7 protein-coding genes, 1 tRNA gene and 1 pseudogene are annotated in these 15,991 nt (G+C 49.7%); 4 read left to right on the top strand and 5 right to left on the bottom strand.

What is annotated here, in order from left to right:
- Positions 1–73 (bottom strand): annotated as a pseudogene (locus BUA40_RS14425) (IS200/IS605 family transposase); the annotation flags it as partial.
- A gap of 183 nt (positions 74–256) precedes the next feature.
- Positions 257–1,147: a prepilin peptidase gene (locus BUA40_RS13415; RefSeq protein WP_072801359.1), complete on the bottom strand. Its 891-nt coding sequence runs from the start codon at positions 1,145–1,147 to the stop codon at positions 257–259.
- 100 nt (positions 1,148–1,247) lie between these two features.
- Between BUA40_RS13415 and BUA40_RS13410 the strand changes: the two genes are divergently transcribed.
- Together BUA40_RS13410 and BUA40_RS13405 are read left to right on the top strand one after the other, a co-directional pair.
- Entirely contained in the window at positions 1,248–6,539 is a 5,292-nt protein-coding gene (locus tag BUA40_RS13410; RefSeq protein ID WP_072801358.1) for a hypothetical protein, read from the top strand.
- Entirely contained in the window at positions 6,539–6,997 is a 459-nt protein-coding gene (locus BUA40_RS13405) for a DUF6941 family protein (protein WP_072801357.1), read from the top strand. The genes BUA40_RS13410 and BUA40_RS13405 overlap by 1 nt, the downstream gene beginning before the upstream one ends.
- A 22-nt stretch (positions 6,998–7,019) precedes the next feature.
- Here BUA40_RS13405 and BUA40_RS13400 read toward each other — a convergent pair whose 3' ends face one another.
- Positions 7,020–7,625, bottom strand: coding sequence for a 4'-phosphopantetheinyl transferase family protein (locus tag BUA40_RS13400; protein WP_072801356.1), 606 nt, complete (start codon positions 7,623–7,625; stop codon positions 7,020–7,022).
- 38 nt (positions 7,626–7,663) lie between these two features.
- Between BUA40_RS13400 and BUA40_RS13395 the strand changes: the two genes are divergently transcribed.
- Both BUA40_RS13395 and BUA40_RS13390 read left to right on the top strand, forming a co-directional pair.
- Positions 7,664–8,206 (top strand): hypothetical protein, encoded by a 543-nt coding sequence (locus tag BUA40_RS13395; protein ID WP_072801355.1) that lies wholly within the window; start codon positions 7,664–7,666, stop codon positions 8,204–8,206.
- Positions 8,207–8,260: 54 nt separating this feature from the next.
- Positions 8,261–8,334, top strand: a tRNA-Val gene (locus BUA40_RS13390).
- Positions 8,335–8,460: 126 nt separating this feature from the next.
- Here the strand turns inward: BUA40_RS13390 and BUA40_RS13385 are convergent.
- Both BUA40_RS13385 and BUA40_RS13380 read right to left on the bottom strand, forming a co-directional pair.
- Positions 8,461–9,924 carry an SLC13 family permease gene (locus BUA40_RS13385; RefSeq protein WP_072801354.1) on the bottom strand — a complete coding sequence of 488 codons (1,464 nt, stop codon included), beginning with the start codon at positions 9,922–9,924 and terminating at the stop codon, positions 8,461–8,463.
- A 44-nt stretch (positions 9,925–9,968) separates the two neighbouring features.
- A complete protein-coding gene (locus BUA40_RS13380) occupies positions 9,969–15,905 on the bottom strand; it encodes a hypothetical protein (protein ID WP_072801353.1) in 5,937 nt (1,978 codons plus the stop codon).
- Between the last annotated feature and the right edge of the window lie 86 nt (positions 15,906–15,991).

Here is a 15,991-nt window from a genome sequence, read left to right as displayed (position 1 = left end):
ACTTCGGTGCAAACACGATGTGGTACTTGCAGTTCCATGTGGTATGAGCTGTCGATTTATTTCTATCATTCATTTTAAATCCTTTGAAATTATTGCTATGCAGTTGGCAGACCGCATTTCAATATTAGTCAAAGGATTTTTTCTCATGACCGCCAGAAGGCTTTTACGGAACCACCGGCCTAGCCGGTGGTTTTCGATTATACAAAGAAATGCTCGCGAAACCGCGAGCATTTTTCAATCAAAGCAGCGTTAATTTTTACTCGCCGGCAACGAACTTCATATACAAATCCTTAAGGGCATCACCCCACAGGTACATGAACGGAGCCGCCACCGCAAGGAACGGGCCGAAGGGAATCTGGCCAGCGCCTTCGTCTTCTTCGGCGTTCTTGTTTTGCGAAGCCTTACTTTGAGCAGCTTTTTTAGCGGCGCGGCTTTCGGCAATCTTGGCATACGGCACCATAATCAAGATGCCAAGAATCGAGGCAACTACCAGCACTTCAACTGCACGGGTCACGCCCATAATTGCGCCGAAACCCGCCAAGAGTTTTACATCGCCAAAACCCATAGCAGCCTTGTTCAGCACCTTGGTCGCCACCCAGCCCAGCAGATAAAGACCGCCACCAGCAGCAACAGCACCCACGATGCTTTCGACCGGAGTCATTCCACCAGGAATAAATGAGATAATAAGGCCTGCTACAATGCCACCCACCGAAATGGAATCAGGAATTAATTTGTACTTAAAGTCAACCGCACTCACCGGATAAATGCCCAGCAGCAACCAGAAGAGAGCCAAGGCATCGGCCCAGACTTCAAGGCTTTGCACCGGAGCCGTAAAATTTGTGGTAAAGCCAGTGGCTGCATAAAGGGCTAGTGCGCCGAGTAAGCCACACAGCGATTCGCCAATCGGGTAAATCACGCTAATCGGCTGCTTACAGCAAGCGCTTTTGCCACGCAAAATAAGCCAACCCACGATCGGCAAGTTGTAATACAGCGGGATATGCTTTTTACAGAGCGGACAGTGCGAAGGAGGATTAATCAGCGAAATTCCGCGGGGCATGCGGTATACAATTACGTTATAAAAACTGCCCACGCAGGCTCCCAGCACAAAAAATACGGCCAGACTGTACCAAAGAGGGATTTCTTCCATAAAACAAGCTCCATCGGTGCAAATAATCACACACGCTTTTCGAATAAAAAAGATAGATTTAAAGTGTAAAAATTGTTTAGTATTTCATTGAGGATGTGCTATGCGTGTACCCCATTTTTTATTGTTTACCCTCGGCCTTAGCGCCATGTTGGCCTTTTTTGGCTGTTCCAGGGAGTCTTCCGTCAAGGAAAACGTAAACCTGAAGAACAACCACTCCCGGGTTTTCGCCTTCAACACGCCTATCGAAAATCCCTCCGCGTTTGCCGACTCCATGGCAAACACCGCCGTAAACGAAGCGGATTCCATTCCTGACACCCTGACCGTGACCGTGAATGACACCGTGTACCTGATCGGCCTTCTCCCCTACAACGTGGACAAGATTTCCCGTTTCCAGTGGACGGTCACCAAAAAAGACGGCAAGGACACTATTATTATTGGCGGCAACGCCAAGCCTTTAGCCTGGGCCTATGCCAAGCCGGGTCTTTACGAGCCCAAGTTCATCGTCATTGACTACAACAACGCAACCGACACCGCAGGTACAGCCACCCGCAAAGCCTGGGTCAATGTCATCGACACCAAGCCAGAGCTGTTTGTGCCCAAGGACACCCTGTGGACCAAGCATGACGGCGACATCACCTTCCCGATTCTTGCAAGCGATTCCTTCGGCACCATCACAAGCATCAAAGTCGACCTGGACGCCAGCGGTAAAGATTCCGCCAAGATCTGGAAGTACGAAACTCGCGAAGACAGCGATTCTCTCTACATCACCATCAAGAATAAAGAAGCCAAAATTGATTCTATCGGGAACCAGAAAATTTACGTGATTGTCACCGATGACGACGATAACGTCACCAAGGACAGCGTGTACTTGCACTTCAACCGCATTCCGCGACTCAAAGTCATCTACCCGCAAGACAACGCACGTCACAACATCAACGACCGTTTCTACTTCTACTACGAAGGCGAAGACGACGATAATCCGCAAGACCTCAAGTATTACATTTACGCCCAGGAAGGCAAGAACGGACAGCCCCCGCAAAAGGCCTTCACCGACGACGACTTGATTGCCAAGGCTTTCACCTCGAACATTTTCGAACCGCTTGACAAGAACGGCAAAAACGTCATCACCTTGGTCAACAATCCTGGCGACACTCTGACCGGCCGCATTTATTGGGACATGTACGCCACCGACGGTTACGACGTCGTAAGACTCGCACGTATTCCTACCGGCGAAAATACAAGCCGTCCATGGACGTTCTACATTGGCAACCTGAGTTCCACCCAAGGAACCTTCACCGGCACAGCCAAGTACCAGAACCGCGACAGCCATGCGGGAATTCACATTGAATTCAGCAACGGCAACAAGACTTTCGAGGCCGTGACCAAAGCAGATGGCAACTACTCCGTTAAAGCCGATGCAGGCAGGTACACGGCTACCGCTTCCAGCGAACTCAAGGAATACAACCACGTTAAACTTGATTCGCTGATTGTGGAAGAGGGCGGTACAAATCGCATGAGCGAGATTGTATTGAAAGACACTGTAGCTCCTTACCTGATTGTAAAAAACATCGACACGCTTACAACGCGCAATTTTACTCAAAACGTTTACGCTCGCGACTTGGGTTCAAGACTTGACTCCGTATCCGCAACTGTTGACGGAACCGCACAATCGCTCAATTGCAACAAGACCGACAGCAACTCCATATTCAATTGCCCCCTGAGTCTGAGCAATTTACTCGACGGAGACCACAAGTTCGTTTACAGCGCCAAGGATAAATCCGGCAACACAACGAAGCTGGAACAAACCGTTACTATAAAGGCAACGAAGATTGCCCTGAATGTGAATGGCGAAAAGAACGTTCGAATTGGCGAAGGCGACACACTCGTATTTACCGCAACGATTAGCGAAGCCATTCCCGCCCCCAAGAAGGTCGAATGGACTTGGGACTTGGACGACACCAAGAAAACGAGCAACGTCGATGAAGACGGCAAGGCCACCATCACCTATACTTACAATCAACTCAAAGATATCGCAACGGCAGGTAGCGAATACGTAATGACCGTATCTTACACCGAAAACGGCGCAAACGTGAGCACTCAGGTCAAATTCGGTATTCTAGGCGATGATCCCTCCATCATCTTTACGGAACCTGCATTCGATGACACCGTAAGCCTTAACGACGCAATCGTATTCAAAATTAAGACCTACCCGGGCAAGGCCAGCACAAGCATGGTTGTCAAGTGGAACTGCTCCAACAGCGATAAACTGGCTGCCGGTTATGCCTGTCCTGCAGACGACACCGAAGAGGCTAGCATCGCTTACAGCGCCGTAGGCACCTACACGATAACCGCAACCGTTACAGACCAAGACGGTAAATCCGGCACTGCCTCCACCAAGATTATCGTAGTAAGCGATCCGCCTACGATCAAGGCTTCCACCCAAAGCAATACGAACGAATACAAGATCAATAGTATCGTCCCCGTCAACGTTTCGGCAAGTGACAAGTTTGGCACCATCAAGCAAATCAAGTGGGGTTGCAGCAATGGCATGGTCGCCTTTGATTTTGACACCACATTTGCAACTCCGCAAGCTTCTGTCAGCGACATTTCTCTCAAGGTGACTCTCCCGAGCGTCGAAGTTTCGAATCACCGCTGCGTCTTTAAAGCGATCGATGACGACAACGAAGAAGGTCTGGACACTCTCACGTTCAAGACTCTTCTCGACCTGCCCACGGTACGTCTCGCCACTAGGAAAGACACCGTAAAGATCAACAGCAATCAGAAGATCAAGGCTATCGCATCGGACAAGTTGGGCTACATCGCCGAATACGCTTATGCCTGTAGCGAAAATAAGTCCGAGCTCGCAAACCCCGATTGGAGCCTGATGAACGGTTCCGAAACGGAAGTGCGCATGCCCTCGACCTCCACCAAGGCATACTACTGCGTCGTTCAAGTCAAGGATGACGACGGCAATACCGCCAGGGACACCGCCGAATACACGATTCTTTTAGGTCTCCCCACCGTCACGGCTTACGCCAACTACACCAAGGTCACCATCAAGGACGTGATTGAACTGAACGCTCACGCCCAAGACTCCCTGGGTTCGCTGGTCAAGTACGAATGGGGCTGTGGCGGCGCAGAGGCTGCAAACATCGCCTTCAGCTATTCTTCTGCAACGACACCGCGCACGACCATGACTATGCCTGCGACCGCCCAAAACGGCTACCGCTGCATTGCCCGCGTCACCGATGATGATGGCAACACCGCCAAGGATACCGTTATCATCGACATTATTCAGGCCCCGCCGACGGTGAAAGTCGCCAACAAGAATCTGACTGTTCGCGCCAACTTCAACATTACGCTGAGCGCAACCGCCACAGACGACAACAAGCTTCCTTCTGACCCCGGTGAAATCGTGAAGCGCGAATGGAGTTGCGGCTCCTTCGAAATGGTCGAACGCAATTGGAGAAGCGTCAGTTCTTTCGACACCGTTTGGAAAGCTCCGGCAGAACAGCAGCTCATCTGTATCGCCCAAGCAACAGATAACGACGGAAACACCGCAAGAGATACCGTCAATATCGGCTACACCACCGAAATTCCCATGCTCTGGGTCAAGGCCGATTCCATCTACGTGAATCCGGGCGACGAATTCACTTTGGACGCCACGGTCAACTCCGCCTGGCAAGGCATTGACTGGTTCTCTTGGGAATGCGTCGAAGCCGCCACCGGAAAGACCATGGAAAAGAGCGTACCCACATACGACTACGAAGCTAACGGCAAATCCTTCGCCATCGGAAAAGACTCCAGCTATTCCGAAAAGGGCAAGGATATGTACTGCATTATTTCTGCCCGCGAAACAAGCGGCAAGGACATTCTGAAAGACACCACCAAAGTAAAGATTCTCCAGCAACATCCGAAGGGAGTCATCACAGCCGCTGACACCGTTTACCTATGGAGCGGCGACGAATCGGTCGACGACGAAGCCCTGTACTTCTACACCGAAGAATGGGGCGGATTCAATTCCGTACTCGGTGAACTGGGCAAGAAAGACGCTCAAGACTTCTGGTGGCGATTCAGCAACGTTGACGGCAACTTCTATCAAGGCAACAAGGACGGTTCTCTTGACACAAGTATCGCCGAATTCAACGCAGCCTTCCTCCGCAGCACGCACGAAGGCTCCATGACAATTTACCTTGATTACCGCGACAGTTCTACGACGACGCCTTCTACCGGATTCTACAACCGTCACCGCGCTCCGGAAGTCAGCCGCAAGGTCTACTTCAGCAAGGCCTGGAGGAACCAAGGTAAAGACACCGTTATCGAGAAAACTTCTTCTACCGTGGCACCGTCGCTTACAGTCGTAAACGATGTTCCCATGATTGCCTACGCTAACAACGACACCAAGGTGACTATCGCTAAACTCAGCAACAACACCTGGACAAGCGTCGGTACGATTAATGTGGACAGTAAAATCAAGAAAATTGGAACCGTCGCCCACGGTAACGACTTCTACGTCTGCGTCCTCGAAACCAGCGGTCCCTTGACCGTTTACAAGTCTGCCAGCGGTACCTCCGCCCCGGCCAAAGTGGGTTCCGCTATCGCCAACGTGCTAGACGTCAAACTCGTGAGCAAGGCATCCGAGACAGCCCCCCACGCCGTGCTTATCAGTAAAGACCAAAAAATTTCCATGTACGACTACAACGGCACTGCCTGGGCAAAGAACGGCAACTTCAAAACGATTGACGGCGACTACAAATACAATAGCCTAGACGCCACCTACAGTGATGACGGAAAGTTGATCATCATTGGCGTAACCACAGGTTATGTCGTGTACTACGGATACTATGCCGCAAGCGACTACAAGCCCATTGCCCGCGACGGTTTCCGCGCCACCGATGTCGGACTTGCAAAAATCGTTACTAGCGGAAACAAGATTCACATGGTGTTCAACAGCCGCGATGTGAACAATTACGGTCCGCGTATTACGACTGGCACCCTTGAAACAAGCCGTATCAACTGGCCCAAGACCGGTGACAAGCTCACAAGCTACCCCATTGTGGAAGGTATTTTCGCCAACAACATCAACCTCGCGATCAATAACGGAGTCCTTTACGCAGCGCTCGACGACCGCGCCATCATTTCGCAGGTCAACGTTTACCGCTACGAAAACAACAAGTGGCATCTGCACGGTGAAAACCAGCTGCCTTACTTCAACACCGTCTTCTACGAAGACAACGGATACTACCTGCGCGGTCTGACTCCAGAACTCGCCTTCGACAAGAACGGAAAACTTTACCTATCGATGCTTGCCCACGAAAACGCGGGCGGCGCAAATAACAACAACGGTCCGCTCGTTATGAAGTATGTGGCCGACAACTGGGAGATTAAATAATGAATATTGAAATTGCTTCTATCTGTGATGCCGCCACCGCAAACGGAGCCGGCGGACGCTTGAATATTCTTGGAGCATTTGACCGCATATTTGCAAAATTTCCGCTGGTGATTCCGCAGTGTTCTACGGCGTTCCGCATTCGCTACGCCCGCAGCGAAGCCGGGCTGCACGACTTGACGCTCGTGTTCGAAGATGTGTGCGGCAAGCCCATTGTGCCGCCCATGCAGTCCAAGATTCCGCTGGAACCGGTGGCACAGGGCTTTGACACTGCGGCAGTGAACATGGTCCTTAACCTGCAGCGTTTCCAGATCAAGCGCCCCGACAAGTACATGATTCGCCTGCTCGTCGACAACGAAGAACTCGTGAGTCTGCCGCTGTACGCCCTCGAAGCCCCGCAGCAGGGTGGCCAGGCTCCGGACGCTCCGATTGCCCAGGGCGAACAGGATTTGCCTAACTAGACGAGAGGACGCCGCTATGCGGCTACAGACGAGAGACTGCAACGCATAAGGCTGCAGAAGTCGGCATCCCGACAACCGCAGCATCCAAATCCACAAAATGAACCGCAACAGGTTCAACTAAATCCGGTGCATCTACAAGCACCGGATTTTTTTGCATATCGCGGCGGAGCGTTCCTTCGAAGAATTCACCGCCCACGCACTTGTAAAAGGCTTCCTTGCGGCACCACAGCTTAAAGAATTCTTTTTGAGCCTGATTGACATCGAGTGTTGCCAGCTGCGCCGACTCCTCTTTGCTAAAGAACCTTTCTGCAAGGTGCAAGCGCTTCGGCGAATACCGTTCCAAATCTACCCCGATACGCAGTCTCCCCCGCGTACCGCGTTCACCAAAGGCGCACACGCAATAACCGCAGGAATGGGTCCAGTTCACGTCAAAGTCTAGCTTCGGAAATTCGGGGCGGGTATTTTCCTTGGATTCAACCAAGTCCGCCGCAGTTACAGATTCGCCAAAGAACTCCGACAAAATCCCGAAAATGACCGAGCGGTGATCCGGCTTTTGGTCAAAGCCCGCCAAGTGAACCACTCCCAAAGGAGTTTCCACATCGAGCCTATGGATTTTATTTTCGTTCATAGTCTGCCTAGCACAAAGATAATTTCTAGTTTAGGGGTATGAATTTGACTTTCTACAAAAAAATCGCCCTGGGCGCAGTCGCTCTAATACTTGGAGCCTGCGGCGACATCAACAGCAGTTGGGAAGTCAAAGGCGGCGGCTACATCAAGTACACGTTCAACGATGACGGTCCCTACACCATTGAACTCGCCAAAAACGATGTAGAGCCTCCATTTTACGTGAACAACAGCCACCACTACTTTTACCTTTGCACGCGAATAGACGAAAGCAAGCGCGGCGACCAGATTTCGCTCATGGTCAACAACCCCAAAACAGGCACAGAGCTCACTCCCGTGGGCAGGGCGAGCCTAAACGGGCGTTACCAGTACGTCACCTGGATGCGTGAACAATTCTCCCCAGAAGCCCCTCTAATCACCGAAAAAAGCACCGTCAAATTCGACGAAATCATCGGGGACTCCCTGTGGACCGCAGACCTTGACCTGTATTTCAAGGATTGCCGCTCCGGATCTTGCAGCGACAGCCTTCCGCCCCTCCATTTCAAGGGAAGACTGCGCTATTGGGTCCCCGCAGACGAAAGATAATGCGGAAAATACCTTGACAAAAGAAAAACCCTTTTCTATATTTGGTCTCACCTCGGTCGATTAGCTCAGTTGGTTAGAGCGCTACCTTGACATGGTAGAGGTCACAGATTCGAGTTCTGTATCGACCACTCGAAGAAGCTCCGCAAAAGCGGAGCTTTTTTCGTACCCTGCACCGAAAATATCTGCACTACATAAAGCAAAAGCCGTCCCCCCAAAGGGACGGCTTTCGTTTTTTTAAGGAGTATGTCCTTTGATTATCCGAAGAAGTGAACCTTCGCAAGGACAATCATCATCACCCAGGAAAGCACCAAGCCACCGAGGCCCATGACGACACCGGTAATGGCCATGCCGCGCGTATCGGTATAACCCGTCGCGTGGGCAAGTGCATTGGGAGGAGTAGAAATCGGGAGGCTCATGCCGAGAGAGCTTGCGAAAGCAACGGACACGAGGAGAGCGGTCACGCCACCGAGGCCAGTCAGGTTGCCCTGGCAAGCGATACCCACGGCGCAAAGAATCGGCACCAGCAAGGTAGCGGTAGAAGTGTGGCTCATGAAGTTAGCCATGAACAAGCAGATGATACCGCAACCCACCATGAGGGCGATCGGAGACCAGCTTGCAAACGGAATCGTCTTGATCAAGTGAGCGGCAAGGCCAGTAGCGTTGAGGCCAACACCCAGAGCGAAACCGCCAGCCACGAGCCAGAGCACGTCCCAGCTCATTGCGTTCAGGTCTTTCTTAGTGATCACGCCGGTCAAGGCAAACACAGCCATCGGGATCATAGCAATTGCGTTATCGTTAATGCCGTGGACACCCTTACCGGTCACCCACAAAATAACGCACAGGACAAAGGTAATGTACACGATAATGGCCTTGGGGCTGGTGTCAAACTTGCCGGCACCTTCAATGTTCAGGACCATTTCCTTCATCTTGATCGGGTAGATCTTGAGGAGCAGGACCCAAGCGATCACCATCAAAATAATCACATACGGAATACCGAAAGCCATCCACTGGCCGAAGGTCACCTGGTTGGCAACGAGGTCGCCACGGGCGATAGCGTCGTTCAAGGCACCAAGGGCGATAGCATTAGGAGGCGTACCGATCGGGGTACCCATACCACCGATATTGGCGCCCAGCGGAATAGCAAGGGCAAAGGCGGCTTTACCGCGGTCGCTTTCGTCAAAGAGCTTGAGCACCGGAGCGAGGATGGCAAGCATCATGGCAGCGGTAGCGGTGTTGCTCATGAACATGGAGAACACGGCAGTAATGAGCATGAGGCCGAGAAGCACGAACTTCGGGTTCTTGCCGAAGGGCTTCAGGAGCACGCGAGCGAGGTTCAAGTCCATCTTGTACTTGGTGGCTGCTGCAGCGAGGAAGAAGCCGCCCAAGAAGAGCATGATGATGGGGTTGGCAAACGTTGCCATAATGGACTTGTGGCTAATCATCGTCACGCCGTCCACGCGGAAGGGCGTCAAGGACGAATCAGACATCGTCACGATCATGAGCACGATGACGAGCACCGAGGTCGACCAGATCGGGAACGGTTGAAGAATCCAGAACAGAGCGGCCATCACGAAAACGCCAATCACACGAATTTCGAGGGGGTTGAGGATTCCCATGGGGCTTGCGGCATCGAATCCGAGGGATTCGTAGGGCAAGAAGAGGGCGACGATGGCAAGCACCGACGCGATGATGAACTTGATGAATTTAGCCTTTGTCATAGTGCGGCCAAATTTAGAAAAAAGCCGCACTAATGGCAAGATTACTAATGTACCGCGACCTTACGGATGGCGTGGTGGCGGCCGAGGGACACGCGGAGCAGGTACAGGCCCGGTTTCGGGGCTGTAAGTGCGAGCGTGTTATGGCCTTCGGAGGCCTTTCCACGGTACGAGGCGGCCACCTGGCCCTTAAGGTCCACCAGCTGCACCTGGTAGCCGGCGCCGGCCAGGTCGCTAGAAACGTCGAACCCGACCTGGAGGGCGCCCGGAAGGCGGGCAAAACGCAGATTTTCAAGGTTCGAGGCGACGGTCCTGACTTCGGACGAGGTCACTTGGACGGTCGCCGTAGAGCCCTCAGCCTTAAGCAGGACTCTCAGACTGTCCCCGGCGACCATTTCAGCGATCTTGTCGTCAATCGTCACATAGACCCTCAGCCCCATCTCGTTCAGGGCATCAACACCCTCGAACTTGAGGTAACCCACGCGGTCAGTCGTCGCACTCAAGGCCAAATTCCATTCATAGCGGTCTTCGTCGGCGCTCTTGATAGACTTCAACAGGGCTTTTTTACCCTCCACCACCGACAGGTTCACGTAGTCGCCCATGCCTGCAGGCGGTTCTTCCCATTCCTTGGCCTCACCCACGCCAAGGACATTCCAGGAATCGCGATGTCCCTTGGTATCTTCAAGCACAGCCTGCAGAGTCCAGTTTTCGCGAGTCGCCTTCGCCAAGGCTGTCTTCTGCAAGCCTTTGGCATTCACAGCCACATCAAACGGCACCGCCTCAAAGCGAACCGTTCCCGTGGTATCAGAACGCAGCCATACCGCTTCGTACGGAGCAAGCCCAGAAACCTTACCAAATCCGGTTTCAGCAGACCATTTGTACATTTCATCAAAATCCCGGTCCAGCGAAACATTCCAACCATAGGGGTTTGCCACCATATTCCAGCCACGTTCCAGTTTCCACACAACTTCGTGGGTTCCCTGGGCCACGTTGCTACCCGTCGCCGCATCCTTGCGCAACACTAGCGGGCGACCTTCCGAGGAATTGTACCACACGCCCTGTTGCGGGTTCACCACGCCGCCATCGTACTTTTGGTACTTCCAGATAACGCCATATTCGGCAGATTCGTCCCAGTAATAGAACGCCTGATCGTCGTCCCACACAATCGCACTTTCGTCCACATCCGAAAGCGAGACCATCTGCCAAGTATTCGGAGCCACCGCAATCTCGGCACCTACCGTAAAGGAGGTGTCAAACGAGGTTTCCTCTCGACCATCGTCAAGTGTTGCCTTAAGTTTATACGTTCCCGGCACGAGCGGATACTTCGTCCAGGGATACTTGTAAGGCGTTTCGCCGATTTCTACGGCAGGAGTGCTATCCAGAACAACGTCTAGCGAATCCATCAAAAACACCTGCAATTCAGCCGCTTGCTTTACGTTGAAATCATTCGTTTCAAGAATCAAGCGCACCGCGTTCCCCGACTGTTGAAATTCACGACGCACAAACTGGAGCGAGTCATATTCAAAACTATCAGGAACTGCGGGATTCTTGGGTTTAGAGAAATATGCTTTCGCAACGAGTTCGCCATTCATATTTCCCGGCAAAGAATCTCCTTCACGAAGGCTGAAATGTTCCGCACCCACGTCAAACACTAACGAATCCAGTGCATAGCCCTTTCTAGGAGCGCCATGAACTTTCCACCCAGGGTTTTGCTTCATATCCGGCAAAAGCATCGTATTGTCACTTCCAAACGAATGCATTAACATCGAGCCCTTGCCATCAGCTTCGATAAACTGTACGTCGCCATTTTTAGATTCCAAAGTCAATCGGCTGTAGCCCGCCTCGGCCACACAAGCGGCAGCATCGCCCCATACGGCATACAAATCCTTGTCACCGTCCAAAACATTCAACAGGATTTCGTTATCCACCACATCACGGACATAGGAGCCATTTCCTGCCTTTTTGTACCAGCCGAGTACGCATTCATCTACCGTATATATCCAGGCAGGTAAAATCGTCGTGCCCCCTTTTACAACTTGAACAGGATCATCCGTGCTGGAATTCACCCCGTGAAACACGTCTTTGCGGTCTTGATTCAAGGAAACAAATATGTATCCACCGAACACAGCATAAAGCGTGTAGCTCATACCGCTTTTCGGCGTAATCGTAAAGACCGTATCATCGTGCAGGAACCGGACAGTCGTTTTTTCTTCATCCGTACCCTCGTTCACCTTTATTTCAAGATTTATTCTGGCAAGCGCATAGCCTTCTTTAGGAGCAGACGACACATGGAACGTCATGGACTTACCATCTGCTACAGGAATTTGCATTTCGGAATTTTTGAATTCATGCGAAATCTTTGTAGCATTTTCAGAAGCGAATCCCTTATATTCTTGCCTCAAAGAAATCGTGCCATATTCTCCCTTGACACCCTCGTTGTTCTGCACAACCAGGTTCATCTTCGTCAACACAGGCGGATTACTGCAAGTCTTCCAATGAGCCACAAGATTCATCTTGTCACCGGTTGTATTTACCTCACCAAGCAAGCGTTCGTCAACCGCATAGGAACAGCCTTCATTGATTTCCTTTGTATCATTCCAGCCTTCAAAGCAGGCATCCGTACTGTACAAATACGGAAGTGTAGACTTTCCACTTTCGCGAGAAAACACATTCGTGTCCGGCCAATCTTTGGTAATGAACACGGAATGTTCGCCCGGATTCACATCAAACGTTACCTCATATTGGATTGCTTCAATCACAGGAGTCACTTTAGCACGATACGCCATTACAGGAAACGTAGATTGCAATTGAGATGACCGTCTTGCTTCAGCCGCAGCCATCAAGACATCATTCAAATCAAGCAATTCATTTGAATCCAATGTGACAGACAACACGGGCACAGTCGCACCATTCAAAGTAAGCTCAACATCCCAACTTTTTAATCTGTAACCAGGAATGGTATTTATTTCATAGCTAGAATACATCACATTTTGGTCTGAAGATTTTTTCGGCTGAATTTCAGATTTGCGCCTAAGGGTAGCCTCTCCTTCAGCATACACTCCTTTTACAATTCCAGAAACCGTTACAGGGTAATCTTTACTTTCATTTTCAAACATAATTGTCGGAAAATTCAAATTCGAATCCTGATTAAAAGACGCATACACTAAGTGCAATGTTTTGGAGGAACTATTTGCCAAGTAGCCTCTCACAGGTTCAACAACGCTTTCAAAATCCATTGTCGAATTTGAGAAGACATGTGGTGTTTGCGGATACGGATTTTGGCAATTTTCTTCGTCATCGCACACATAGACCGCAGATAAATACAATCTAACAGTTCCACCATTGTCCACCAAAGGCACAACACCCGTCGTATTGAAAAGGGAAACTTCCTCTACCTTAGGCCAAACGTAAACGAAATAATCGTATTCTTTTTCCAAAGGACTATAAGAAATCTTCATACCAGATTGCGTTTGTTTTTCATAGACAACCTTAATGGTTTTATTCAACACCGCTGTGGCAACATTATCTTCGGTCATTGTGGTTTTAAGATCAAACACACTACTTCCCTGCACCAAGCCATAGCCAACACTAAGCGATTTCATTTTATCTACAAAGTCTTGACTTAAATGACCATCTTTTTCGGTATAGGCATAAAGGCACTCACCTTGGTCATCAAGGTAACCCTCTAACGATTCCTTGTCCGCGTCTGTCAACTTATCATACACTTGATCAAGTTTGATCTTTAACTGGTACGCCGTACGGGTTTTTGAAATTTTCAAATCGCCATCATCATCGTTTTCCCAAGAAGTCGCATACGCACCAGTCGGTTGTGTTGCGTTCATCACATAGGTAAATAGGCGCGTCTTCATGGCATCGGCATCAATAACACCGTTATACCAAGAATCACCCGTATTCTTGTTCACAATAATTTCACCAGAGCCATTCTTTTTCAGCGAGCCATCGGCGGCCAACGCCGAATCGCCTTTCAATGCATTTCGGTAATTGTAGCGCACATCCACCGACGACGAATACGTTTTATTCCAAGTCGAAGCATTATGGGCCTGGCCAGCGATTTTCAACGTGTCAACCGCACGAAAAACGCCTATATCACTTGTGCCATAATGAATATTGTTACCTAATTTGATTTTTGAGTCAGGATCCTCACACGTAAGCCGCCCTGCAACATACCCCTGGGTAATCCTTAAACTCATTGTATTCCCGATCACTTTTTTTACAAGTAAATTACCCACAGAGGTATTGTTGTATATATAAGCACCACTAGACCACCCTAAACCTATTTCGGCGCCCACGGCCCCCGATGCCGACAACATGTCGTTATTGATATTAACATTTCCTTCGGAATGATTTCGTTGAATTTCAAAAACTCCTCCCCGACTCACCGCATTACCCACCAAATAGCTCGCATTGACCGTAATTATTTCACTTGCAGTAGTCGTAATTAAATTCGATTCTTTCGCCTTGACTCTTGATGCAGAAATACGAACATTACCGCTAATGCCATTATCATCAGTTTCAAGACCCACTCTTCCCAAAATTCCGCCTGCATAAACACTTTTTGAAGACGTCCGCATTTCAGCCGTCACCGTATCATTTTCAGCCGAAACGTCAACAACCGAAACCTCTTTTCCACCTGTAACAAGTCCAACAAGTCCACCCATATAGACGGCATTCGAATATTCCTTATCCCCATGCCAATCCGCCGAAACATCGACTGTGTTATTCAATAACAAAACAGGACCCTTCCACCAAATCAATTCACCTACAAGACCACCGAAATAGCGATTCTTGTCATTATTCTTCCCGAGATTGCCCCCTAAATAAAAGGGCGAATTCAAGGTCACCTTCGAGTCCTTTACCTTAAAACTAGACGACCCCTCAATCATGACATCATAAACACTAGTAGGTTGAGTATTAATATAAATCTTTCCAAACAAGCCGCCTACCCAAAGGCCGCTCAATGCTGCAGACACCTCTATACTGTCTAAATCAAAATCAGCATCATCTGCCGAGGGGGCAAAATACCCAGCAATACCACCAACATAACGATTCCCAACATATTCTTTATTCGTAACATCCTTAAAGACTTTTGAAATAGAATCAGGAGCACTCAAATTCAGCACTTTGAGGCTATCATCCATTTTAAAATGACCTCTGAGATTAGCGACAACGCCGCCACTCGCCGATTGCGAATCATAACGATATTCTGCATCCGAATATTCGGCAATAACATCCCGAGTCATGGATAAATTCACATCCTGAATGGTAACATGAGAAAGCGAAATCGCAGGCGTGTTCAAGTCAGTAGACACAGCTTTAGCAGTTACCGCCAAAGTTGAGGTTTGCCAACCATACACGGACGCACCTTTTACCGCCACATTTTCAAAGGCAACTTGTTCCGCCGTATTGGTCACAACAGCCGCATCACAGAGAGAACCGCAACTATTCCCTGCGGATACCGTTTTCGCCTTGACATAGGCATTGAGGAATGTGACATTCTTGACCGTCGAATTGCTCAGACTCGAAAAGAACGAAGCATTTTTATCTTCGGCGATATAGCAGAAATTTTTGATGATATGATTTTCACCATCAATCGTCGGCTGGAACGCAAGCGGTCCAAAATTCATAGGAGCAAAACTCGCATCCTTACAAGCACCGTTTGTTTTGTTGTACCCACCGAGGTCGATATCGGAAGCAAAGTGAATTTCAAATCCGCTAAAAGTAGTCTTTGCAGACGGATTTTTAGAAATATCCAAAGCCCCTTCAATCCTTTCCTGGAAAGCCGTTAAAAAACTTCCCCAAGTCTTGTAAGTATTTGCCTTTTGCGTCGTCACCTGTTCAATATCACAGATATAGACATCAGCAGGCGCATAACAGCTAAAAGTAAGCGGATTTGTCAAATCAGCAAAAGCGCCACCTGCAAACAGCAGGAGCAATCCAACAAATATTTTTGCGGTTCTCTTCATATACACCTTCCACTTTATAAGCAAATAATAACATAATATGTTGTAAATGAATCATTTACACACGAAAAAAGGCGGGAAGGTATCCC

The sequence above is a fragment of the Fibrobacter sp. UWT2 genome (assembly GCF_900142545.1).
In the GTDB taxonomy this organism is placed as follows: Bacteria; Fibrobacterota; Fibrobacteria; order Fibrobacterales; family Fibrobacteraceae; genus Fibrobacter.
This window is presented reverse-complemented; position numbering and strand designations above follow the sequence as displayed.